This window comes from Chryseobacterium echinoideorum (assembly GCF_007474535.1).
GTDB classification, from domain to species: domain Bacteria; phylum Bacteroidota; class Bacteroidia; order Flavobacteriales; family Weeksellaceae; genus Chryseobacterium; species Chryseobacterium echinoideorum.
Genome location: NZ_VKNW01000003.1, coordinates 155,388 through 179,374 on the forward strand (window position 1 = coordinate 155,388; position 23,987 = coordinate 179,374).

Below are 23,987 nucleotides of genomic sequence, written 5' to 3' on the forward strand. Positions count from 1 at the left end.
ATTTTCACAACTCAATATCAAAAAAAACCGGCACAATTGCCGGAGTTGATATTATACTATTTCGCTGGTTAAACTTCGGGAAATAAGTTTGTCATGCATAGGCTTTAATAAATCAATAGAGCCTGTTTTTACTGTGCATTTGCCTTTATAATGTATAAGCATTGTACATTGCTCAGCCTGTATCGGCTCATGTTTACAAATCTGAATAAGAGCTTCAATAACCTCATCAAATGTGTGGATATCGTCGTTGTGAAGCACTAATTTGTATACTTCATCTGTCTCATCCAAAACCAATACTTCTTCTTCATATTGACGTTTCGGATTTTCATAATTTTTCACTGAATTACTAAAAAACATTTTTAATCTGATATTAAACTTCTATTTTGTCAACTAATTCATCTAAAACATTAGGTTCTATATACTCAAGCTCAACCATTTCAACACTTTTATTGTTCATTTTAAGTATTTTGAAATGATAACCTTCCAAATCAAACTCCTGATTTTCTTCAGGAATTTCTTCTAACTTATGCAAAATAAATCCTGCCAAAGTATTATACTCTTCCGCAATCGGGAGTTTTTTCGGCAAAGATTCGTTGATTTCGTCCAAAGGTTGTGTAGCTTTTATCCAATAAATATTTTCGCCAATTTTATCGACCAGCTTTTCTTCATCATCTTCTTCATCCTGAATTTCGCCTACCAATTCTTCTAAAATATCTTCCAGTGTGATAATACCTTCAGTTCCTCCAAACTCATCAATTACAATAGCTAAATGCTGTTTTTTTTGCTGAAATATTTTGAGCAAATCTGAAATTTTCTTGCTGCCTACCACAAAGAAAGATTCACGCATTAATTCTCTTAAATCATCGTGGCTCAGATTTCCTTTTCTCTTGACAAATTCTCTGATAATCTCTTTGGTATAAAAAACTCCGATTACATTATCAATTGAATTTTCGTACACCGGAATTCGGGAATAACCGCTATCCATGATTTTAGTAATAATATCATTCAGATCATCTGAAAAATCAATGGAAGTTATATTTTGTCTCGGAACCATAATCTGTTTGGCAGAATGGTCTGTAAAATCAAAAGCATTTTTAATGATTTCATAATTTTCCTCTTCAATTTCCCCACTGTCAGCACTTTGTTTTACTAAAAGCTGCAATTCTTCTGTAGAGTGAATTTCCTGTTCAGAAGCCGGGTGAATTTTCATCAGCCTTAATACTCCGTTTGACATGAGATTCATCAACCAGATAAATGGTTTAAAAATCGTATAAAAAACCCTTAAAGGTACCGCTGTTGCCATAGTGGTAGCCTCAGCTTTTCTGATAGCAATTGATTTGGGAATTAATTCACCAAAAACAATATGCATAACTGTGATAATTAAAAAACTGATAACCAGTGAAATTGTAGTAACAGTAGATTCGGAAAAATTGATCTCCATTGAATGAAGAAGGCTGTCTATAACATGGTGCATTGCACTTTCACCTACCCACCCCAATGCAAGAGAAGCTAAAGTAATCCCGAGCTGAGTTGCAGAAAGATACTCATCAAGACGTTTGATGATAAACTCTGCCTGCTTTGCCATAGAATTACCTTCTGCTGCTTTCAGCTGAATCTGTGAGTAACGAACTTTAACAATTGAGAATTCTGCGGCTACAAAAAAGCCATTGAGTAATACAAGAAACAAGGCTAGCAAAAGCCTGACTATGTCGGAATCCATTTGGAAATTATAATTTATTTACAAAGATATACAAAATAATAATATCAAAATGCCGTCTGAAAAGTTTCGGCAGTCTATTTCTTATTGTGATTACCTCTAAAAACCTGTTTTAAAGTTAAGCAAAAATAAAATTTTCAATTCCAAAAATTAATTGAATAAAAAAAGACTATCCGTGGGACAGTCTTTGATATGTGAGATTAACAATCTTCTTAGAAAATTTCTCTACCTGAAAAATGAAACTGAGCTTCAATCAATGCATTCTCGTTAGAATCCGAGCCATGAACGGCATTTTCTCCTATACTTCTTGCAAACATTTTTCTGATAGTACCTTCAGCAGCTTCAGCAGGATTTGTAGAACCAATTAGCGTTCTGAAATCTTCAACAGCATTGTCTTTTTCTAAAACAGCAGCAACGATTGGTCCTGAACTCATAAAATCAACCAATTCACCATAGAAAGGTCTTTCAGCATGTACTTCATAGAATTTTTTTGCATCTGCTACCGTAAGCTGTGTAAGTTTTAACGCTTTAATTTTAAAGCCACCTTCAGCGATTTTCCCTAAAATAGCACCAATATGACCATCTGCAACAGCATCAGGCTTAATCATTGTAAATGTAATATTTGACATATATGAATGTTTTTTAATGGCGCAAAAGTACAAAAAATAATGAAAGAAAAATTTACCAATTTTTTGTTTTTATCTGTTACAATCTTGCTATAAAAATTTACCCAAACTTCTTTTAATGAAAGTCAACAAGAATAAAGAAATAATTCTTAATAACAGCTGAAATTTTGTAAAAGTATAATTTTAAAATATTTTAACAAATTATAACATTATTTATGAATTTAAGATTGATTTTTTGGCATACAAATTGTTGCTATCATAGCGATTCTCATGTTTAAATTGAGTTTTCATGGTTATTAGTTTTTACCCAGCTTCGGCTGGGTTTTTTCTTTTAAAATAACCTGAACTAAATTTAAGAATTATTATTTCCAAAAATTCCAATTGCTGCCATCGTACACAGCCAGAGAATTACTTACGATATCGTAACACATCATTCCCGGATACGGACTTTTCACTGTAAGATGTGGATTGCTGATATGTGGCAATATAAGAGCTTTGTTTGTTGACTCGAGTATCAGAACACCTTGCGCGTTGGTATTTTGAGCACCTATCACAGCACCAGATCCTGTTTCTGTACCAGTGACAGGAATAATACTGCCAGAATTTCCTTCATCAGACAAGTCTACCCAATTTCCATTTTCAAACATTCTGACTTTTCTTGATTGCTTGTCAAAAATAAATGTGCCATTCTGAGGATTATTGGTAGATGGTGAAACCACCGGAAAAACAGGTGAAGAGTTTACTGCCGGAAGAATTATTCCCCGAAAATTTGTAGTATTGGTAACATTTCCGGCAAATTCCAGAATAGAACTATTTCCAGATACTTCAGTTTTACCTATCGCTACCTGTGCGTTTGCAAATCCTGCAACCAATAAAGGAAGAATATATTTAATCATCATAAAAATTTAAAGTTATTAATCATTACAGCTTCGTTTTATGCATTTCCACGCATTACCATCATACAGTTTTACACATTGAGCAGAAATATCGTAAAGAATCATTCCTTTTTGAGGTTGGCTAATCAATCCTGTATTCGCTACACGGGTAATTACCATTCTTTTGTTGGTAGAATTTAATGCCAAAAATCCATTTGGAACCCCACCCTGATTTAATCCCGGACCTTCAGGCCAGTTTCTGTATCTTTGAGAAAGTGTAGAAATACCCACATTAGTATAAGCATCGGGAGTACCGCCAATTCCAGGCTTAAAACAGTAATCAACAGCAATATTAATTGCAGCAATATTACTTGTAAGTCCCGCATTGTCTTTCACTGTATAGTTTACCACAGAAGCATTATTGAAGAAATTATTTTCTGGTGTAAAGGTTAATAAGCCACTATTATCCACACTCCAGGAGCCTTGTCCGGATACCGAAAAACTTTTCACAGCACCACTCTGGCTCACGATTGATGAAGCTCCCGAAGGTGGCACTAAATTAATCGTCGAAGCGACTAATAAACCTGAGTTAAAATCATAATCATTGGCAAGAATATTAAAGGTTTTCGGCGTATTTTTTGGCACAGAATAATTGTCGTTTACCGCTACCGGTGGTCGATTGATTCCAAAATTATTCCCACTGGAGGAGCTATTGATAAGATTTACATTGATACTGTTACTTGTCGTGCCATTTTTATTACCAACAACAGCAAATCCTGAAGGTATAGTAAGCGTTACTGAATAAGGTCCCTGATAAGTATTGGTGTTGATATTATCAAAATAATAAAATCCGTTGACATCAGTAACCGTTGATCTGATCTCAGTCCCATTATTAAACAACTTCACCGTTGCACCCTGATAAGCATTTCCGTCAGGAACTCCACCATTATTGTCATTATAAACAGAACCATTGATGCTCGCTGCAAAAGTAATAGAATCTTCATTATAAGCTCCAATGAAAGCAAGATCTGAGGTACCTGAAAAAGTCTGTATCAATTTTATCGCCTGAGAATAATTTGCATTCGTAATACCAAATTCTGACCAGTCAGCTGCCAATACTCTTATCGCACGTGTACAGTTGCTTGAAATACTAGAGTTATAAGACGGAGGAGTTGTATTGGCGTTATAAAATTTCCAGCAGGCGTTACCTATTACAGGTACACTATTAAATGCAACAGAATAGGTATTACCTATAATATTATTATTTGCATCTGTAAAATAAAAAGTATCATTTGCTCCGGAAGGCTCACCCATCTGTGTAAAAATAAGATCTGGTACTCCGTCACCAATTGATGAAGGTACAATTCCCATTGTGTTTAAGCTGATGCTTGAACCCTGAGGAATATTAAAAATGGCAGTTCCGAGACCCAATCCGTTCAATCCGTCAGAGAGATACTCCACAAGATTATTGTTTACAGGAACAGGAGAAACATTGCCATTCCCGCCAAATGCTTGTCCCACTCCTATGAAGGTGTTGCTTCCCGGAGTCGGAATATTGTAAATTGGTAAAGAGATGAAAGTTCCGGCCTGAAATGTTACTCCATTTGTATTAAGAACAGCATCATTAACGCCAGTACTGTAAGTAATTGGCGAATAAACGGTTCCGCTTCCATCAGCATCCCATGTGAATGCCAGTAGATTATGATTGTTGTTGGGAGTAACCGGAGAAGTAGTACTTTGCCAAAAGCCGCCAAAGTCAGAATAAATTTTTGAAACCGGTTTTTGAGAATAGACGCACACAGATATGCTTAGCCCGATAAGGGCTGAGAGAGACTTTATCATCACACAATAGTTTTCTAGGAATCGTAAAAATATATAAATTGATAATTAATACATATTATTTATCATACATATTATGATTATATGATATATGTCATACAAAAAATGCAATATGTTTAACAATTCGTAATAGTGAATTATTATTTTAAAATTTATCCCTATGATTTGAATTGAAAATAGCATCTATCTGAAAACGAATACATACCACACCATTTTGGATGCATATAAAAATTTAACAAAATTTTATGAGTTCTTTCATGTAACAAATATTCCCTTCAAAGTGTCTTATTTATAAAAATAAACTTTTCATGAGGAACATTTTCTTACCTATTGCATTATTGGCAGGTACATTCACTTTTGCACAGGCAAAAACTGATACAATAAAAACTAAAGAAAAAGAAATTGAAGCAGTAACCTTTACCGCCCGTAAACCGACTGTAGAATCTAAAGTAGACCGTACCGTTTTTAATGTTGCCAACAGCTCTATACTTGCAGGGAATACTACATGGGACGTTTTGAGGATGACTCCATTGGTAAGTATTGATAATAACGATGCTCTAAAAGCTGAAGGCGAACAGGTTACTGTTTATATCAATGACAGAAAATCTGTTTTTACAGGAAAGGAACTGAAAGATTACCTGCAAACAATCCCAGCTGATAATCTAATGAAAATTGAAGTAATCACAAGTCCTTCCTCAAGATACGAAACCTCTGGATCTGTCATTAACATTGTACTCAAGAAACGTGATGATGAAGGCATTAAGGGAAGTGTAACCTTCAATAATCGTCAGAATACCAAAAATTCGCAATACACTAATTTTAACCTGAATTATCATAAAAATAAATTTACACAAACCTTTATTGGAAGCTATAGTGATAATACTTACGTGCAGAAAAACTCTATCGTCAATACCTTGTACGAAAACAATGATGTAACCCAAATAGATTCAGAAAATGTTTTTAAAGGAAAAAATCCGTCATTTTCCTCTACATCAGAATACGAGCTCAATGATAAAAACTCTGTAGGAATCATTCTTGAAGCATATCAGGGTAATAGAAACAGCTATTCTCAGGCAGATGGAATAAGATCTTTAGACGGCGTGTTCAATAGTTCATACAGTCAGAGCCAAAACGCATCCGTATTAAATAAGACTTTAGGAACCAATCTTTTCTATAAATATTACGATAAAGAAAAAAATAAAATTTTAGACATCAATATCGGTTCAAATTATGATGGGTCCAATGAAGACAATTTATTCATCAAGACATCTTCAGCACTTACTGAGGCTAACGAAATAGGAATTTTATCTGACCAGCAATCAAGAAATTATTATTTTAAAGTAGATTACACACAACCTTTGGGAAAATCCGGAGGAAATATGGAAGTTGGAGGTAAAATGGCTTTTAATAATAATGTTATTCCCTATCAGCTTTATGGCAACAATCTGAGTAATCTGCCGACTTATGATAACTTCCGTTATAAGGATAACATCAATTCGCTTTATGCCAATTTCAGCAAAACATTTTTTGAGAAGCTAGAAGCCAGAGTCGGATTGCGCTACGAATATATTGATTATTCTGTAGGCCAGGATGTTTCAGGAGCAAAAAGAAAAGAATCATACGGAACTTTTTTACCCAATTTGTTGCTGAAATATTCTTTTTCAAAAAACTATGATCTGAGTTTAACATACAACAGATATCTTTGGAGACCATGGTATTCGGAATTTAATCCTTTCCTTATTCCCAATAATGACGGAATTTATTACCGAGGCAATCTGAATCTCAATCCCAATCCGAGTGACAGACTTTATATGAAACTCGGTATTCTTAAAAAATACTTCCTTTCAGCAAGATATTCATTTACCAATCAGGATTACTGGACGGCTTATGTATCTGAAAAAGGAGCCACTCCCGAATTTGATAAAACCATTGCACAACCACAAAATTTTAATGGAAAAGTGTATAAATACTTTATCAATGCCAACACCAATCAGACCTTTTTCAAAAATAAACTCAATGTAAATGTAGGATTTGGATGGAATTATATTGACAACAGTGATTTTAATCAGAAAAATGATCTCAGAGCGAGAGATTACATCAGCTTCTGGAGCAGCTCTGCCAATGTTTCATATACCAATTTATTTAATAAAAACATCAATTTGAGTGCTTGGGTAGAAGTTTCTAATCAGAATAACGGAAACTCTTATGCCAACCGCACCAATGTTTTTCACAATATTTCAGCAACCAAAATTTTCCCTAAAACACAAATGGAAATCAGTCTTCAGCTGATGAATATTTTCCAGAGACCAAATTTTGACGCAACAACATTCAGCCAAGCGGGAACTTTCAGAAATTCTGTCAGATCAGACTGGTACGGATTTTCTTTAACCTTTGTAAAAAGATTTGGAAACCAAAAAGTTAAGGAAAACTCAAAAACCGATGTCGAGAAAAACGGCGGCGGCGGTAAATAAATTTTATTTTATCTTGTTCAAAAGAGCGGTAATCATCAAGTATTACTGCTCTTTTTTTGTTCTGATAAAAAACATCGGGATTGAGGAATCATCATTTATTCCTTTACATCATTAACTCTAAACATTAAAAAAGAAGTTTGAAGTTAAAATTAATTACGGAAAACCGTAATTCTTTATTAAATTGTTTTTTATATTTGAGAATTGATAATTTGGATTGACGCATTTCGTAAATACCTGAGTTTACTGATAGTTTGACACAATGCGTCAATGTAAATGATTATATGCCATTTTTAGGGCGACCGTTATCCACAAGACAAAACCGACTGAAATTAAATTATGGAATTAAAAGAAATCCGAGAAATTGTTAAGGAAATCATTTTTGACATTGAGAAAAACAAACTCAATCTGACTTACAGAAATTATGAAACTTTCTTGGAAAGAATTGGAATGGGCAAAAAGCGGAATTTCAAAATTCTGACAAAATTTGACTATCAATTCAAAAAGCAAAATCTTACGCTTTGGTGCGGTAAGGAAGAAGTCAAAAAAATATCTTGGTTTAAGAAAGGCGAAACGGTAACTTTTAGAATGGCTGAAATTTCAGAAGCTAAAAACAAAATGGATAAAAAAGAAAAAAGCGTAAAATATGATTTTGCAGGAAAAATAAACATTCTAAATGCGGAAAGCGGAATTGTTCCTTACGAACATCAAGAAAAAGCATTTTACAATTTAAACCAAAAAATTATTAAGACCAACAAAAATCCGTTTGCAGGTTTATTGGTTTTGCCGACAGGTGGCGGAAAAACATTAACGGCTGGACATTGGATTGCGAAAAATTATTTAGACAAAGGCAAAAAGGTACTTTGGTTGGCTCACAGACACGAGCTTTTGGAGCAAGCAAAAAGTACATTTGCTGACAAACTTGCTTTCAATGATATTTTTGAAACAAAAACCTCTTTCAACTATCGCATCATTTCGGGCATTCACGACAAACCAATTAATATAAGACCAACAGACGATTTAATTATTTCAAGCAAAGACAGTCTGAATGCAGGTTTTAATCATTTGTACAACAATTGGATTAAAGGAAATACCGAAGAAATATTTTTAATTATTGACGAAGCTCATCATGCAACTGCAAAAACGTATAGAAAATTAATCCAAAATATTCAAGAAAATGTGAAACATTTTCTAATGCTTGGATTAACTGCAACACCTTTCAGAACTGCGGAAAGTGAACAAGGATTATTGAAAAAAGTATTTCCAGACGACATCGTTTATAAAATAGATTTGCGGACTTTAATTCGTTTAGGAATTTTATCCGAGCCACATTTTGAAGAAGTTGCAACGGGTTTAAATTTCATCAAAAATTTGTCCGAAGAACAAATTGAACAACTGAATTACTTCGACATCGATAGCATCGGAACAGGAATTGCAAAAACGATAGCCGAAAATGACGAAAGAAATTTAACGATTGTCAACAAATATCTACTCAACAAAGAAAAGTACAAACAGACAATTGTTTTTGCTTTGAACATTGATAATGCAATTGCTCTAAACGCTTTGTTTAAAGAAGCTGGCGTAAAATCCGATTATGTAATTTCCACCGTAAAAGACCAAGTAACTGGCGTAACAATTTCGAGCAAAGACAATAAAAATAAAATTGCAAAATTCAGAAATGAGGAAATTGAAGTTTTAATCAACGTAAATATATTGACCGAAGGAACTGACGTTCCTAACGTTCAATCTATCTTTTTGGCAAGACCTACAATTTCGTCCATCTTGATGACACAAATGATTGGGCGTGGTTTGCGTGGTTTGAAAGCAGGCGGAACAAAAGAAGCGTACATCGTGAGTTTCATTGATGATTGGCAAAATCGAGTTTCTTGGGTTAATCCTGAAAAACTATTTATTGAAGATAATATCAACTTCAAAGACGTTGACAGAGAAACTAAAAAACAAATTTTGCGACTTGTTGCTATCAACAAAGTGGAAGAATTTGCAATTTTAACCAACAAAATCATTGACCCAGAAAAACGTGAAGAACTTGAAAAACTAAATTTTATCGAGCGTTTTCCATTGGGAATTTATCAGTTCAGATTTTTGGAACAACACAATGACGAAGAACCGATAGAAAGAAATTGTGAAGTTTTGGTTTATGACAATATTTTACAATCATACACCGATTTTGTAAACGCTTTACCAAGTTTCTTTGAGCAAAATAATTTGACCGAAAGAGATGTTTTGGACGAAGACGAATTGGAAGAATTTGCAGAACAAATTGAAGAAGAATTTTTCAAAGGAACTTTAAAATATCCTGCGTATCATTTGCAAGACATTAAAGACATTTTACAGTATTACACCATTCAAGACGAAGTTCCTGTTTTCATCGAATTGAAAGACAGAGAAAAATACGACATCGACAAAATTGCTTCGGAAATTATCGAAAAAGACCTTGGCGAAAAATCTCAAACCGAACTTATCAATACAATTTGGGACAGCAACGAATTGGAATGGCAAACGTTTTTCAACTTTGACAAACGAGGATTTTTAAGAGAAATTAATTTAGCAAAGTCAAGAATAAATCATCCTGAACTTTTTCAACGAAAAGGCATTAAACCGACCGAAGAAAAAGAATTGAGAGGTTACGAAAAACTGAAACTTCACGAATTGAGAGAACAAGACCCAATTTATGAAAAATGGTTGCGTGACGAAGTTTTTAAGAAGTTTACAGACAAAGACGGATTTTTCTTTAGTGCAGAAAGTGGCTACAAAAGCAAAAACAAATTAGACTTTCAAGTTGATCACATCAAATCAATGCACAATGGCGGACTGACAATTTTAGAAAACTTACAATTATTAACAAGAAGCGAAAACGCAAAAAAAGGAAATAAAGACTAACAAAAAAAACGGCATATAACAGCAGTTTGGCAAACACCAGAATATGCATAGAACTTAACGTATTCAGAATTTGATAAAATGTATCCGATTATTAAACAAAATACTTAAAATCCAATTCCATCGTTTTTGGCGAAAAACCAATTATTTTTAACAAATAACTGAAAAATACCATTTGTGGCATAAAAGTTATATGTATATAAACAAAAATACGAAATGGAAAAAGATTTACTGAATGATTATTTTAAGCTGAGTATAAAACAACAATTCAATATAGACCTGAATACAGAATGTGAGTTTTCTCTTATTGAAAATCTGGTATCTAAGAAAGTAATTGTCGCACCTACCTTTAGTGACCAGATTACAGAAAATTCAGATTTGAAACAGTTTTTCAATGCAATGATTAACGAAATTAATCTTGAAAACTGTGAAAAGACTATTATTGAAGCCCGCATCAAAGAAATGCAAAATAACTCACACCATTTAAAAGAGATTAGCTAACCAAAAAAAATCCTGCATACGATTGCAGGATTTTTCTTAAATATATTGTGCCACTTTTTCTTCAAGGTCATCAAGATTAAATGGCTTGGCAACATAATCGTCTGCCATTGCTTCTTTTGCGAGTGCTACAATATCATTGTTTGCTGTTACATAAATCACAGGAATATTTTTAAAATCGGCACTATTCTTTAGCAATCTGGTTGCCTCTACTCCACCGATTTTCGGAATCCAGTTATCCATTAAAATAACATCCGGACGGAATTCGGAAACTTTTTCCAGAATATCGTGAGAAGTTTCAGAAATTTCGACCTGATATCCATTTTCTTCAAAAATGATTGTTATCACCTCCAAAATGGTTTTGTCATCATCAAAAATCAATATTTTTTTATTCATAGAATTGAAAATTGTTTAGTTATTAGCTTATATCAAGAAGATTAATTTGCTCTGCAAGATTTTGAGGAGTAATCAGCAGATCATACTCAATCTGCTCTGCTGCCTGTCTTGGCATATACTCTACTTCGGCTGTATCCGGATTCTGAATCCAAACTCTTCCATTATTTTTTTTAATGTAAATTAATCCTTCCACTCCATCAGCATTGGCTCCTGAAAGCAAAATTCCCAGAAGATTCTTCCCAAATACTTCTGCACCTGATTTAAAAGTTACATCTATTGAAGGCCGGGAATAATTCAATTTTTCGGAACCGTCTAAAGACATGGTTTTTTTGTTTTCAAATAATAAATGATAATCGGCAGGAGCAATGTAAATTTTATTGGGTTCGATTTCTGTTTTATCATCAATCTCAATGACTTCGGAGTAAGTAAACTGCTGAAGCAGAACCTGTAATACATTGTTTGAATGAGCTTTTCTGTGAAGCACCAAAACGATAGGAAACGACAATTTTCTGTTCAGATTTTTAATGAATTCCAGAATAACCTGCAGACTTCCTGCAGATCCTCCTATTAATACTAATTCTGTGGCATTGAATTTTGTTTCCATACAGTTTATGAATCGGTTTTTTTCCAGATTCTCTGATCATCTACTTGTTGATAATGTTTATCAAGCTTAGAAAACCTGAGTGTTTCTTTTGCTCCAAGAGCTAAAAACCCAAGATTTTCCAAACTACTATCAAACAAACGGAAAACTCTTTCCTGCAAACCTCTGTCAAAATAAATCAGTACATTCCTGCAAATGATTAGCTGAAAGCTGTTGAATGAACTATCTGACACGAGATTATGTGTGGATAAAATTAATTTCTCTTTCAGGCTTTTATCAAAAACGACACTGTCATAATTGGCGGTGTAGTAATCTGAGAAATCCTTTCTGCCTCCAGACAGAATATAGTTTTCGGAATACTGTTTCATCTGCTGCAATGGGAAAACTCCTGCTCTCGCAGATTCCAGAACTGAAGGATTAAGATCTGTTCCATACAGTAGGCATTTATGATAAAGATTGGCTTCTTTCAGGAGAATTGCCATAGAATAGGCTTCCTCACCGGTAGAGCAGCCTGCAACCCAAATTCTAATCAGCGGATAAGTACCCAGCTGAGGAAGAATATTTTCTCGTAATGCTTTAAAAAAATGAGGATCCCTGAACATCTCAGTTACATTTACCGTAATTTCTTCGATAAATCTTTTCAGATATTCGGGCTCGTTGATCAAAGTATAGCGAAGTTCGGCAAAGCTTGTAAATTTATCAATCAGACAGATACGATTGACCCTTCTTTTAAAAGATGCTCTGCTGTACTCTGAAAAATCATATCCGTACAGGTCATAAACATCTTTTATAAGATATTCAATCTCTTCATCTTTTACAATACTTGGTTCCAGCATTTTTTTAAGAAAATTTTTGAATTACAGTCATCAACTGATCTACATTAATCGGTTTTGAAACATAATCCTGCGCTCCGGCATCAATGCATTTCTGCCTGTCTTCCGGCATTGCCTGTGCAGTGACGGCAATAATAGGAATCTGGCTGATTTCCGGAGTATTGCGGATAATTCTTACCGCTTCATAACCGTCCATTTCCGGCATCATCATATCCATTAAAACAATAGAAACCTGATTGTCTTTTTTTAAAATGTCAATCGCTTCCTGCGCCATTGTACAGCTTTCTATCTGATATCCTTTCGCCTTCAGCGTAAGTCTCAGAGCAAATATATTACGTGGATCATCATCCACAATGAGTACTTTCTTATTCATCAGAATTTTAGCTGTTTAACTTTCATATAACCAAACACGAAGCAAGGATAGCAACTGATCTATATCTACTGGCTTTGATATATAATCTGATGCTCCCGCCGTAATACACTTTTCTCTTTCACCAATCATAGATTTTGCGGTGATGGCAATAATCGGAAGTTTTGTAAACTTAGGCATTTTACGTATTTCTCTTATCGTTTCGTAGCCATCCATTTCAGGCATCATCATATCCATCAATACTACGTCTACATCCTGGTTTTCTTTTATCTGCTGCAAAGCCTGTCTTCCATCCATCGCCACGACAACTTCTACCTTATATTTTTCCAGAGCTTTGGTGAGAGAAAATATATTTCTGGCATCATCGTCGGTAATCAGTATTTTTTTACCGCTCAAAACTTCTGTTAATGAGCCTAATGTTTTACTTCTTACCACTTCCAGCGTGCTGTTTTTTTCTTCTACCAAATGAAGGAACAAGCCCACTTCATCCAAAATCCTCTGGTAAGAATGTGCCGTTTTTACAACAATAGAATCTGCATACTGCTTTATTTTAAGTTCTTCAGATTTAGACAAATTATTTTCTTTAAAAATAATAATCGGCAGATTCTCCAGTCCTTCAAAACTTTTTATAGATTCTACGATCTGATATTCATTCCCTTTAGAGGCACTGATGTCGAGAATGACACAGTCTATCTGATTTTCTTTAAAAGCTCGTACGCTGTCTTCCACATTGTTTTCTACAGATAAAGAAATATTAAGATTGCTGAGGAAATAAGAAAGTGCACTTGCATGTTTGGCGTTTTCTTCCACTATTAAAACTTTTTGCGGAGCTTTTTTAAGCGCATCTTCAATTTTTCTGAACATACTATCCATCTGATCCAAAGCAATCGGTTTGTTGATAAAATCAATTGCTCCTCTCATCATACTTTCTTTTTTCACATGAAGCGCCGACATCATGTGTACCGGAATATGTTTCGTTTTAGGATTGGATTTCAAATCATCCATTACCTGCCATCCGTCTTTTACAGGAAGCTGAATATCCAATAAAATTGCCTTCGGATTGTATTTCAAAGCAGAAGACAGTCCGTAATCTCCTCTTACAACCACTACTCCTTTGTAGTTCTGCATTCTGGAATATTTCAAAAGAGCTTTAGCAAAATTAGTATCATCTTCAATGATTAAAATAACTTTGTCGTCTTCATCAATATCATTTCTGTCATCTTCCACATCTTCAGGGATTTCTAAAGTATTTACCACATCTTTATGCTCATCTTCTTTTAAAATATGCTGTATCTGCTCCACATCTTCGCGGATAATTTCTACAATATCCTGATCAGTTTCAAGATGAACAATCTCCTTAATTTCTTTTACCGGAATAATAAGGCTAAATTCGCTTCCCTCGTCTACTTTACTTTCCAGCACCAGTTCGCCACCCAGTAACCTTGCAATCTCACGACTGATTGATAAACCAAGACCTGTACCTCCGAATTTTCGCCTTGTAGATCCGTCTGCCTGCTGGAAGGCTTCAAAAATGATCTTCTGTTTATCTTCCGCAATACCGATCCCTGTATCTTTTACTGAAAAGACGATAAAATCTTTCTTTTTTGTATCTTTTTTAATAGAAAGACTGATGCTGCCTTTTTTAGTAAACTTCAGCGCATTAGAAAGTAAATTTCTTAGAACCTGATCTACTCTCAGACGATCTGTTTTGATAATTTTGTTTAAATTATCTTCAATTTCTATATTAAAGAGAAGTTTTTTCTCCTGGAAAACAGGATTAAACAGACTCTGAAGGTCTTTTACAACATCAGCAACATTCACATTTTCATATTCCAAAGTCATTTTTCCGGATTCAATTTTAGCCAAATCTAAAATTTCGTCAATCAGTGTAAGCAAACTGCTTCCTGAACTTTGGATAACTTTGGCAGATTCAACCTGATCTTCATTGAGGTTTTCTTCAGGATTTTCTGCCATCAATCTTGAGAGCAAGAGAATAGAATTAAGCGGAGTACGCAGTTCATGGGACATATTTGCCAAAAACTCCGATTTGTATTTTGTGCTTAGTGCAAGTTCTTCTACTTTCTTCTGAATCTCAATATTTCTTTCAGCAATAAGATGATTTTTTTCTTCCAGTAATCTTGAACGTTCTTCCAGCTCAGCATTTGCCTGCATTAATTCTTCCTGCTGCACTTTCAGTTCCTCTTCCGAAGCCTGGAGCTTCTGTGTCTGCGCTTCCAGTTCTGTATTCAGATTTTCGAGTTCAGAATGCTGTACCTGTAATTCTTCTGACTGCGCCTGCGTTTCCTCAAGCAACTGTTGTTCTTTTTCTCTTCGTTTTGCAGCACTCAGAGCAATGCCTATATTTCTGGTGCATTCTACAAAATAATCAATTCTGTCTTCTTCAAAATTTACGGTAGACCCTAATTCAATAACGCCAATACAAAATCCGTCCCCGAACACAGGTAACAGCATAATTCCGTAAATCTGGATGGTACTACTGGCAAAAGTCACCACAAAGTCATCCTGGTGCAGATTATTGTAAATCTTCATCTTCTCTGTCATAAAAACCTGTCCCACCATTCCTTCGCCCGGGTCAAAGGTTTTCTTCATGTTGTTTTCTAAGCCAAATGCAGCAGAAAGTCTGAGAATACCATCATCGTATAAATACAGCGAACCGTTGATGCAATTTCCGTATTCAAGAAGCTGCTGAAGAGATTTTTCGGATACATTTTTTACCGATTTATTTCCAACCAAAGTTTCATTCAAAATAGCAAGTCCTTTTTGCCTCCAGTCACTTTTATTAATTTTATCAAAAGAGATTTTCAGAGATTCTGTCATGTGATTTAAGGATTCTGCAAGATCACCAAGATCATCCTGTGAATCATCATGTGCTTTCTGGCTATAATCTCCATTAGCAACTCTGTTGGCAATCTGCTGGATGGCGCTCACACGTCTGGTAATTTCAATATCTTTAAGCTTTAATGCATTTTCAAGCTTTTCTCTTCTCATTAAATCTGATCTTAATTTGAAATAAAAAAAGGCAGTAACAGCAATGGCAGAGAGTGCTGAGAAAATGATGAAAAGAACCGTTGTATTGGAAGAACTATTGAGCGATGTCGTTTTCTTTTCAAGATTAAGATCTTCATATTTCACAAACTCTTCCACCATTTTCCGACAACGATCCATATAGATTTTACTTTGTAAAATCTGATCCTGAGTCATTATAATACCTTTTTTTCTGTTTTCTACGAAAAGTTTGATATTACTGATATTCGTTTCAACATTTTTTTTGAGATTCACCAGTCTCTCATCCTGTTTCGGATCATCAATATCAAGACTTTCTGCACGTTCCAAAGCCTGCGAATATTCCCGCATACTTCGGTTGTAAGGTTCCAGAAAGCTTTCTCTGCCGGTAAGCTGATATCCCCGATTCCCTGTTTCAGCGTCCAGAAGCGATACCAAAATATCTTTTACGGCTGTTACAGACCGTCTGCTTTTTCCTACGCTTTCACGGTGATCCATCTGATTTTGAATACTGAGATAAGACGAGATTGAGCTCGCAATTAAAACAATCAGAGAAAAACCTACCCCAAACTGTAAATTTCTAAGTATTTTTTTCGGCATAAAATTAATTTAGTGGTAATGTAAAATAGAATGTTGAACCTTCATCTACAATACTGGAAACTCCTACATTTCCGTGATGTTGTTTGATGATTTCCGAACAAATATAAAGACCGATTCCCATGCCCTGAAACTGAAGCGAGGACTCGTCTACTCTGTAAAATTTCTGAAAAACAGACTCTTGTTTGTAATCTGGAATACCGATTCCAAAATCAGTAACACTTACTTTCACTTCCTGCTCTTCTTCATCCACAAAAGTAGTGACAATCACCTGATTGTTCTGCGGAGAATATTTGATGGCATTGGTTAAAAAATTGATAAGAACCTGTTCTATCCTTATCGCGTCTAAAGGAATAAGAATATCCGGGATAATACCATGACGCTCAATCTTTACTTTGTTTTCGTTAGTCTGAAGAATATTTTCTATGGTATTTTGAATAAGGTTTTCCAGATTGGTTGGCTGTTTACTGATTTTAAGCTTACCATTTTCTATTTTAGATACATCCAAAAGATCAGTGATGAGCATATTCAGCTTTTCGATCTGATCATGTACTTTTACCATAAAACCGGATTCTGCACTGCTTTCGCTGAGCTTTAGTTTTCTGTCTAATAACTGAATGTACGCTTTAATACTCGTTAATGGTGTTTTTAGTTCATGGCTTGCAATGCTTAAAAACTCATCTTTTTCTTTTTCTACTCTCTTCTGGGCATCAATATCAGTGAAAGTTCCTACCCATTTCTTTACAACATTATCTTCAAGTACAGGAGTTACACGGAGCAGGTGGTATCTGAAATCATCAGACTCAATATTTTTAATCCTGATTTCCAGATCTAGTGCTTTTGCTTTTTTTCTGCATCGCTCGAGTTCTTCTTGTATTAGCAGATCATCAGGATGAGTTTCCGGAAAATCTTTTTCGGATATAGAATATTGGTACCATTTGCCATTGACAAAATCTACAATTCCTTCTTCATTCATTGTAAAAGCGATCTGTGGAAGAGACTCCAGCATCAGATGAAAATGATCAATCTGTGACTTCATGGTAACCTGAGATTCTCTTCTTCCTTTTACTTCAAGCTCAAGATTTTGTTGAGCTTTTTTCATCTCTAGATTTTTCTCCTGAAGATTGTAGAAAGTTTTTACTTTCAACATCAAGATCTCCGGATCGACCGGTTTTGTAACATAATCTTTACCACCCGAAGCATATCCTTTGGTGATAAATCTTTTTTCAGTATTTACTGCCGATAAGAAGATAATGGGAATATCTTTAGTCATACTGTACCCCGCCAAAGCTTCAGCCACTTCAAAACCATCCATCTCGGGCATCTGAACATCCAGAATAATCAATGCATAATCATTTTTCAATGCTTTGCCTAATGCTTGCTGACCGGAATCTGCTGTATCAACCTCAAAATCTTTGGATTCTAAAAGTTTTTTTAGTGAATAAAGATTGCTTGGATTGTCGTCAACAATTAAAATCATAACAGAAAATAATTCAGTTTTAGTTTATAGAGTATAAATTTCCAAAAGTACTTATAATTAGCAAATAAAAAATTACGAATAATATATTTTAATCTATATTATAATATCCTTAAAATTTAACCCTGTTTTACAAGCAAAAATTGTACAAAACTTTAATTTAACTCACAATTAAATCCACCAGATTCTCCAAAATGCATGAAAACGCATTATGTACTCAATTTTATGATAAAAATCATTTTATGCGGAGTCTTTGGAGAGATCTTTATATTTTATTCTAAACCGCAAATGGCATTATAAATTTTGGGTGAATTTTGAGTTTTTAACAAAATTTGGCTTCGTTTTTGTCATGAAGGTGATATGAAAACAATATTTATCGTAGAAGATGAGACAGGCATCAGAGATGCATTACAGCTACTCCTGTCATTTGAGAATTATGATGTACGCTCTTTTTCGACTGCAGCGTTGTTTAACAGTAGAGACAAATCGGTGATTCCTGATATTTTTATTTTAGACGTAAAACTTCCCGATGGATTAGGCACAGATTTATGCAATGAAATAAAGCAAGATCCCGCTACTTCTGAAATTCCTGTAATGATTATCAGTGCGCATGCTAAAGCCGAACAAGTAATCAATGCCTGTGAAGCAGATGAGTTTATCGGTAAACCATTTGATATTGATGATGTTCTGGTAAAAATTGAAAATCTGATCAACAAAACAAAATCAGTTTCTAATTAATTGATTTAACACCATAAAACCTACTGGATTTCAGTAGGTTTTTTATTTAATTTTATTAGTCTGAAAATTATTTAATTCTGATCACACGAAGTTTGTGCAGAATAACCATAGTCTGAAATCCCATATCCCATTCAAACCATCTTGATGCATTATTGGGTCTCTGCGGATGTCTGTGATGATTGTTATGGTAGGCCTCACCCCAGAAAATCAAATCAAATGGAAGAATATTTTTTGAAGTATTTTTCATCTTGTAATTCTCGTATCCAAATTTATGAGCCCACCAGTTAACTGCCATTCCCTGAAGAGAACCCATAATAATTGTAGCCGGCAAAAACAACCATTGCCACCAAGCTGTGGCTAAAAGCCAATAAATAAAAATATAAATGCCGATCCAGACAAATCTGGTGATATAGTTGTGAGCGATTTTATCAAACTTTTCCCAATCAGGAAGGTCTTTTTTGTATTTATCTTCAGCGCCGGTTTTTCCGATGTGTAAATTGAAATAGTTGTTTCTTGTAGTCCACATCATCAAAAAAGGATTCGGATCATTATGCGGAGAATGCGGATCTTCTGCCTTATCTGTGTGAGCATGATGAAGCCTGTGCATAAGCCCATAAGTATACGCACTGATGTAAGATGATCCCTGCGTTATAAAACAGCCAAAATAAAATACTCTCTCCCAAAATTTTGACATTGTAAAAAGATTATGCGCTGCATATCTGTGGTGAAATACTGACTGAAAAAAAAGTGATGTATACCAATGAATGATAATGAAAATGAATATAGCCATGAAATTTTTGTTTATATATCAATTGAACTGAATATTGGTCAGCAGTGCAATAGAAATATCTAAACATAAAATTGCCCGACAACTTATATCATATACGAAATATTTTAATATATGGTTTCGGACAAAGGTATAATATATAATCTGTTTTGATATACATTTTTTTCATTAATAAAAATACATATTAAAATAATTATTTGAAATGGTATTAGTTTATGTTATTAAAGATTATAGAATTAGAAATTTATTTTGACAGATTTTTATTTAAAACGGTGATTTGCATCACTACTGATAAACATTGTATTTTTCTCTTCGGAAATTATTTCTATAAAACGTTCATAATGTTTTAAAACATCCGAAATAAGTTCATTCTTTGTAAATAATTTTACATCATACCCTTCCCTGTTGTCACCAAAATATGACTTTGGAAAATAAATTAGATTTTCTTCAGAACCGGGAAGATTTTCTTCGTTCAGCAGATATTCCGAAACAATTTTAGATTCACTCTTTACACCATAGATAAAGTTGTTGATGATATCATATTTAATTTCAATCTCAATACTCTGTGGGATATTTTCTGTATTGATCTTTGCCTCTACTCCATTCACGGCAAATTCTGACAAAAGCTCATCAAAAGCATGCTGTACAGTGGTCTTAATATACATTTCTGTTGATTGAGAATCATTAAATGATATAATCTGTTTCAATCTTTCCTTCCAGTGTTCACCCGACCAGGGAACCGTAGTTGACGAGAAATCTTTTTCATAATAATTTTTATCAATGATCAACGCTTTTGTAAGACTTATGATAAATAAAAGCATAATAATTGAGAAAGGAAGCGCAGTAATGAGTGTCATACTTTGCAAAGCAGAAAGTCCACCAGCATTGAGAAGCATTAATGATAACACTGCAAGCAGCACTCCCCAACCAATTGTTTGCCACCTCGGCGAAACTCTGGAATTTTTTGTAGCAATGCTGTTCATCACATAAATTCCGCTGTCTGCAGATGTTATGAAAAAAATAATAATAATACCTATCACCAAGAAACTTACCAACTCTGTAAAAGGGAGATATTCAAGAAACTGAAACATCAATCCGTCCGGATCTTTTGCCATTTTACTTAAGAATCCATCGGCAACATTGGCATCAAACCACATCGCACTATTACCAAAAACAGACATCCATATAAAATTAAAAAGAGTCGGCAAAATCAGCACGGCAGAAACAAATTCTCTTATCGTTCTTCCCTTTGAGATCCTTGCTATAAAAAGTCCCACATATGGTGACCATGATATCCACCACGCCCAATACAAAATCGTCCAATCATAAAACCATGACTGTGTATTTTCTTCATAAACATGAGTATTAAACGTAAGGCTGAAAAAGCTATTAATATACGTTCCTATTCCTTCCGTAAAACTTCCGATCAGATAAACCGTTGGTCCCAATGCTAATACAAAAATCAACAGAACTACGACAGAAATAATATTGATATTACTTAAAATCTTAACACCTTTATCTAAACCTGTTACCGCAGATAATATGGCAAGTGAAACCAAAACAGCTACGATCAGAATTTGATATAAAAAGCTGGTTTCAGGCAAAATATTAAGCATTACAAGACCAGAATTAATTTGAACCACACCAAAGCCTAGAGTTGTCGTAATTCCGAAAAAAGTGCTGCATAATGCAAAAACATCAATAACATTTCCCCACTTCCCTTTAATTTTATCTTTCAGTAATGGATAAAAACAACTTCTCAGTGACAATGGAAGCCTGTACCTGTAGGAAAAATAAGCAAGAGCCAGCCCCACAACACCATAAATTGCCCAAGCATGAATACCCCAGTGAAAAAAAGTATAAAGCTGAGCATTCTGAGCTCTTTGAACTGCAGATTTTCCTGAAAATATATCATTAGAATAATGCTGCATGGGCTCTGCTACACTAAAATACATCAAACCTATTCCCATTCCTGCCGCAAAAAGCATAGAGAGCCACGAAAAAAAGCTATAAACCGGTTTACTGTCGTTTCTTCCGAGACGGATGTTTCCGTAGGAACTTGTCATGATATAAACCAGAAAGATGACAAATATAGTCACCGCCCAAACGTAAATCCAGTTGAGATTGACAAAGATAAAATTTTTGACGATTGTTAATAAACCGTCTGTTATTTTAGGATATATTGCCGAAATCAGGCAGATTCCGACAATAAAAATCATACTGGGAACAATGATCCCTTTTTTGAGAGTGCTTCTTATTTTATATTTTTTTAAAATATTCATTGACTAAATTTATGAGGAAAAAACAAAAAAGTTAAATGGAATATCCAATATTTTTCTTAACAGACTTTAAATTCTGTCTGAATTTTTATTTTCAAAAAAAATTATTTTGTAACGGCTTGTGTAATTTTTATTGCGAGCGGCCTAAATACCCTTTTTAATTTTAGCCTCCTTTACAACCGCTAAAAGTTCACGTATTGCTTTTGTATCGTGCAATTCTTGCAGCTGAGTTAGAATGTGATGCATCTCGCTGATCAAAAGACGGTCATCTTTACCATAATCCCATATAGGATAGATATATTCATTAAAAAGATCAGTAAACGAACGTTCTTTGGTTATAATTCTTACCCAACCATTGTCACCTTTAATTTGATTTGACGGATTGTTTTTCAACCGAAATGCTAACAACTGACTTAGTGATTGTAAACTCAAAACAGCAGTTCCCGGATCATTTATTCCCGGACTTAAAGCTCTGATGGCAACTTCCATTAACTGCCGGAATCCGTAATGGTATGATGAATCAATATTCTGACCCCGATGAATGTCTATCAAACTATTGATCTCATTCAGCAAATCCTCAGAAATGTCGTCTCTGTTAACCTTCATCAATGGTGTATCTTGTATAACAAAGGTTCCTACAGGATAATTAAAGGCAATAATGATATCTTCTTTTTCACAGATTCTCAACATGCTGTCACGCAGAAATCCCTGAAATATACCGGACTTATACGCATTGATTGGCAAGTAGTCATTTACAGAGAAGCTATGATCGGAGATATCTTCCGAAACACAATTTTCTTTCAATGAATTACATGTAGCATCATAAATTCTATGGATAATCGTATCATATTTCACTGATTGAGTAACATAGTGCAGGAAATATATAAATAAAAAAATATCTACAACCGTGAGAGCAATCAAAAAATAAGTACTGATAGCGGGTACATAAATACCCGAATTGATATCTCTTATAGTACTCAGTAAAAAAAGTGCGTATACAATTGTTCCGATATAAAATCCTAATATGGTCTGCTGAAAACGATTCCCTATGAGTTTGTCTAAAATACGGTTGCTCATCTGCGATGCCGCCTGATTGAGCAAAATCATTACCATACTGAAACTGAAAACAGTCAGAGATATAATTCCTCCTGTGATGGTGGAAATGATCGTTCTTGCAGTACTCGCATCCTTTAACGTAAGCCAATGCGCACTACTTTTTATTTCTTTTCCTGCATCAGAAAAATCAAACTGAACCATAAAAAACGAAAGCACTAAAAACGCAAATGCTACCGTTCCGGGAATAAATGCGATACTGTTGGTAATATTTTTATATATCGTTCTCACAGACTTGAATATATTTTTACCCATAATGATTTAAACTTAAATTATCTATGATCACAAAATTGTTTTTTTCTGGAAATACTACAATCAATCAATTCTCTTGACATTAAATAAAGGCGAATCTTTATCTGAGAGCGAACCAGTTTTTACTACTGTAAATTTACCATTTGATTCCATAACAACAGCTTCAACCTGCTCCAAGGAAATAATTTGATTGCTCCGCAAGGCAGATCGCACCTCAGCTTCAGTTACTCTTTCTTTTTTTAAAGCATTCCAAAGAAATTCTCCTTTGTAAAACAATAATGTTGGATCTGAGCTGATGAGTTTAGAAACTTTATTGGATCTTAAAGACAAGTATGCCAAAAGATATTGTAATGAAATTAACATTACAAGAGCTAAAATACCGTCTGCAAGTGAAACTTCTTTGCTTAATAAAACTGTTGCCAATGTAGAACCTAAAGCAACGGTAACAATAAAATCAAATTCTTTCATTTGCGATAATGTTCTTTTACCGGATATTCTAAGCATCAATATCAATGCGAAGTAGCCTAATAATCCCAGTATAAAAGTTCTGACAAGACTTTCCCAATTATCAAAAAACAAATTTTCCATAATAATTTTTT

General features: G+C 34.3%; 19 protein-coding genes. 4 read left to right on the forward strand and 15 right to left on the reverse strand.

Going from position 1 to position 23,987, the window contains the following annotated elements:
• Positions 1 to 51: 51 nt before the first annotated feature.
• From FOL89_RS04775 to FOL89_RS04795, 5 genes are all read right to left on the reverse strand, one after another.
• The gene (locus tag FOL89_RS04775) at positions 52 to 357 is read right to left on the reverse strand and encodes an ATP-dependent Clp protease adaptor ClpS (RefSeq protein WP_144281710.1); all 306 of its coding nucleotides are present in this window, start codon (positions 355 to 357) and stop codon (positions 52 to 54) included.
• A 13-nt stretch (positions 358 to 370) separates the two neighbouring features.
• On the reverse strand, positions 371 to 1,720 hold the full coding sequence (locus tag FOL89_RS04780) for a hemolysin family protein (RefSeq protein ID WP_144281711.1): 1,350 nt from the start codon (positions 1,718 to 1,720) through the stop codon (positions 371 to 373).
• Between the two features lie 209 nt (positions 1,721 to 1,929).
• Positions 1,930 to 2,346 carry a nucleoside-diphosphate kinase gene (locus FOL89_RS04785; protein ID WP_089691037.1) on the reverse strand — a complete coding sequence of 139 codons (417 nt, stop codon included), beginning with the start codon at positions 2,344 to 2,346 and terminating at the stop codon, positions 1,930 to 1,932.
• Positions 2,347 to 2,705: 359 nt separating this feature from the next.
• Positions 2,706 to 3,239: a hypothetical protein gene (locus tag FOL89_RS04790; protein WP_228444858.1), complete on the reverse strand. Its 534-nt coding sequence runs from the start codon at positions 3,237 to 3,239 to the stop codon at positions 2,706 to 2,708.
• A gap of 18 nt (positions 3,240 to 3,257) precedes the next feature.
• Positions 3,258 to 5,060 (reverse strand): Ig-like domain-containing protein, encoded by a 1,803-nt coding sequence (locus FOL89_RS04795; RefSeq protein WP_144281713.1) that lies wholly within the window; start codon positions 5,058 to 5,060, stop codon positions 3,258 to 3,260.
• Positions 5,061 to 5,365: 305 nt separating this feature from the next.
• Here FOL89_RS04795 and FOL89_RS04800 point away from each other — a divergent pair, with 305 nt between their 5' ends.
• The 3 genes from FOL89_RS04800 to FOL89_RS04810 all read left to right on the forward strand — a co-directional run bounded on the left by FOL89_RS04800 (position 5,366) and on the right by FOL89_RS04810 (position 10,924).
• Positions 5,366 to 7,528, forward strand: a complete 2,163-nt coding sequence (locus FOL89_RS04800) for an outer membrane beta-barrel family protein (RefSeq protein ID WP_144281714.1) — start codon at positions 5,366 to 5,368, stop codon at positions 7,526 to 7,528.
• A gap of 336 nt (positions 7,529 to 7,864) precedes the next feature.
• Positions 7,865 to 10,426, forward strand: a complete 2,562-nt coding sequence (locus tag FOL89_RS04805) for a DEAD/DEAH box helicase family protein (RefSeq protein WP_228444859.1) — start codon at positions 7,865 to 7,867, stop codon at positions 10,424 to 10,426.
• Between the two features lie 213 nt (positions 10,427 to 10,639).
• On the forward strand, positions 10,640 to 10,924 hold the full coding sequence (locus FOL89_RS04810) for a hypothetical protein (RefSeq protein WP_144281716.1): 285 nt from the start codon (positions 10,640 to 10,642) through the stop codon (positions 10,922 to 10,924).
• Between the two features lie 36 nt (positions 10,925 to 10,960).
• Here the strand turns inward: FOL89_RS04810 and FOL89_RS04815 are convergent, their stop codons facing one another.
• From FOL89_RS04815 to FOL89_RS04840, 6 genes are read right to left on the reverse strand one after another with little or no spacing between them, the layout of a single operon-like run.
• On the reverse strand, positions 10,961 to 11,317 hold the full coding sequence (locus FOL89_RS04815; RefSeq protein WP_144281717.1) for a response regulator: 357 nt from the start codon (positions 11,315 to 11,317) through the stop codon (positions 10,961 to 10,963).
• A 22-nt stretch (positions 11,318 to 11,339) separates the two neighbouring features.
• On the reverse strand, positions 11,340 to 11,921 hold the full coding sequence (locus tag FOL89_RS04820; RefSeq protein WP_144281718.1) for a chemotaxis protein CheB: 582 nt from the start codon (positions 11,919 to 11,921) through the stop codon (positions 11,340 to 11,342).
• A 5-nt stretch (positions 11,922 to 11,926) separates the two neighbouring features.
• Entirely contained in the window at positions 11,927 to 12,754 is an 828-nt protein-coding gene (locus tag FOL89_RS04825) for a CheR family methyltransferase (RefSeq protein ID WP_144281719.1), read from the reverse strand.
• A 4-nt stretch (positions 12,755 to 12,758) separates the two neighbouring features.
• The gene (locus tag FOL89_RS04830) at positions 12,759 to 13,124 is read right to left on the reverse strand and encodes a response regulator (protein WP_185146911.1); all 366 of its coding nucleotides are present in this window, start codon (positions 13,122 to 13,124) and stop codon (positions 12,759 to 12,761) included.
• A gap of 15 nt (positions 13,125 to 13,139) precedes the next feature.
• Complete coding sequence (locus FOL89_RS04835; protein WP_144281721.1) at positions 13,140 to 16,745, reverse strand: response regulator; 3,606 nt, start codon at positions 16,743 to 16,745, stop codon at positions 13,140 to 13,142.
• A 4-nt stretch (positions 16,746 to 16,749) separates the two neighbouring features.
• Positions 16,750 to 18,222 carry a hybrid sensor histidine kinase/response regulator gene (locus tag FOL89_RS04840; protein WP_144281722.1) on the reverse strand — a complete coding sequence of 491 codons (1,473 nt, stop codon included), beginning with the start codon at positions 18,220 to 18,222 and terminating at the stop codon, positions 16,750 to 16,752.
• Between the two features lie 357 nt (positions 18,223 to 18,579).
• On the opposite strand from FOL89_RS04840, the gene FOL89_RS04845 reads away from it, so the two are divergent.
• The gene (locus tag FOL89_RS04845; RefSeq protein ID WP_144281723.1) at positions 18,580 to 18,957 is read left to right on the forward strand and encodes a response regulator; all 378 of its coding nucleotides are present in this window, start codon (positions 18,580 to 18,582) and stop codon (positions 18,955 to 18,957) included.
• Positions 18,958 to 19,024: 67 nt separating this feature from the next.
• Here the strand turns inward: FOL89_RS04845 and FOL89_RS04850 are convergent, their stop codons facing one another.
• The 4 genes from FOL89_RS04850 to FOL89_RS04865 all read right to left on the reverse strand — a co-directional run bounded on the left by FOL89_RS04850 (position 19,025) and on the right by FOL89_RS04865 (position 23,976).
• Positions 19,025 to 19,747: a fatty acid desaturase gene (locus FOL89_RS04850; RefSeq protein WP_144281724.1), complete on the reverse strand. Its 723-nt coding sequence runs from the start codon at positions 19,745 to 19,747 to the stop codon at positions 19,025 to 19,027.
• 257 nt (positions 19,748 to 20,004) lie between these two features.
• A complete protein-coding gene (locus FOL89_RS04855) occupies positions 20,005 to 22,026 on the reverse strand; it encodes a BCCT family transporter (protein ID WP_144281725.1) in 2,022 nt (673 codons plus the stop codon).
• 141 nt (positions 22,027 to 22,167) lie between these two features.
• Complete coding sequence (locus FOL89_RS04860) at positions 22,168 to 23,367, reverse strand: DUF2254 domain-containing protein (RefSeq protein ID WP_228444860.1); 1,200 nt, start codon at positions 23,365 to 23,367, stop codon at positions 22,168 to 22,170.
• An 84-nt stretch (positions 23,368 to 23,451) separates the two neighbouring features.
• The gene (locus tag FOL89_RS04865) at positions 23,452 to 23,976 is read right to left on the reverse strand and encodes a DUF421 domain-containing protein (RefSeq protein WP_144281727.1); all 525 of its coding nucleotides are present in this window, start codon (positions 23,974 to 23,976) and stop codon (positions 23,452 to 23,454) included.
• Between the last annotated feature and the right edge of the window lie 11 nt (positions 23,977 to 23,987).

What these genes read in the sequence shown, in the direction of transcription:
- FOL89_RS04775 (WP_144281710.1), bottom strand. Translation starts at nt 357, where the DNA reads ATGTTTTTTAGTAATTCAGTGAAAAATTATGAAAATCCGAAACGTCAA.
- FOL89_RS04780 (WP_144281711.1), bottom strand. Translation starts at nt 1,720, where the DNA reads ATGGATTCCGACATAGTCAGGCTTTTGCTAGCCTTGTTTCTTGTATTA.
- FOL89_RS04785 (WP_089691037.1), bottom strand. Translation starts at nt 2,346, where the DNA reads ATGTCAAATATTACATTTACAATGATTAAGCCTGATGCTGTTGCAGAT.
- FOL89_RS04790 (WP_228444858.1), bottom strand. Translation starts at nt 3,239, where the DNA reads ATGATTAAATATATTCTTCCTTTATTGGTTGCAGGATTTGCAAACGCA.
- FOL89_RS04795 (WP_144281713.1), bottom strand. Translation starts at nt 5,060, where the DNA reads ATGATAAAGTCTCTCTCAGCCCTTATCGGGCTAAGCATATCTGTGTGC.
- FOL89_RS04800 (WP_144281714.1), top strand. Translation starts at nt 5,366, where the DNA reads ATGAGGAACATTTTCTTACCTATTGCATTATTGGCAGGTACATTCACT.
- FOL89_RS04805 (WP_228444859.1), top strand. Translation starts at nt 7,865, where the DNA reads ATGGAATTAAAAGAAATCCGAGAAATTGTTAAGGAAATCATTTTTGAC.
- FOL89_RS04810 (WP_144281716.1), top strand. Translation starts at nt 10,640, where the DNA reads ATGGAAAAAGATTTACTGAATGATTATTTTAAGCTGAGTATAAAACAA.
- FOL89_RS04815 (WP_144281717.1), bottom strand. Translation starts at nt 11,317, where the DNA reads ATGAATAAAAAAATATTGATTTTTGATGATGACAAAACCATTTTGGAG.
- FOL89_RS04820 (WP_144281718.1), bottom strand. Translation starts at nt 11,921, where the DNA reads ATGGAAACAAAATTCAATGCCACAGAATTAGTATTAATAGGAGGATCT.
- FOL89_RS04825 (WP_144281719.1), bottom strand. Translation starts at nt 12,754, where the DNA reads ATGCTGGAACCAAGTATTGTAAAAGATGAAGAGATTGAATATCTTATA.
- FOL89_RS04830 (WP_185146911.1), bottom strand. Translation starts at nt 13,124, where the DNA reads ATGAATAAGAAAGTACTCATTGTGGATGATGATCCACGTAATATATTT.
- FOL89_RS04835 (WP_144281721.1), bottom strand. Translation starts at nt 16,745, where the DNA reads ATGCCGAAAAAAATACTTAGAAATTTACAGTTTGGGGTAGGTTTTTCT.
- FOL89_RS04840 (WP_144281722.1), bottom strand. Translation starts at nt 18,222, where the DNA reads ATGATTTTAATTGTTGACGACAATCCAAGCAATCTTTATTCACTAAAA.
- FOL89_RS04845 (WP_144281723.1), top strand. Translation starts at nt 18,580, where the DNA reads ATGAAAACAATATTTATCGTAGAAGATGAGACAGGCATCAGAGATGCA.
- FOL89_RS04850 (WP_144281724.1), bottom strand. Translation starts at nt 19,747, where the DNA reads ATGGCTATATTCATTTTCATTATCATTCATTGGTATACATCACTTTTT.
- FOL89_RS04855 (WP_144281725.1), bottom strand. Translation starts at nt 22,026, where the DNA reads ATGAATATTTTAAAAAAATATAAAATAAGAAGCACTCTCAAAAAAGGG.
- FOL89_RS04865 (WP_144281727.1), bottom strand. Translation starts at nt 23,976, where the DNA reads ATGGAAAATTTGTTTTTTGATAATTGGGAAAGTCTTGTCAGAACTTTT.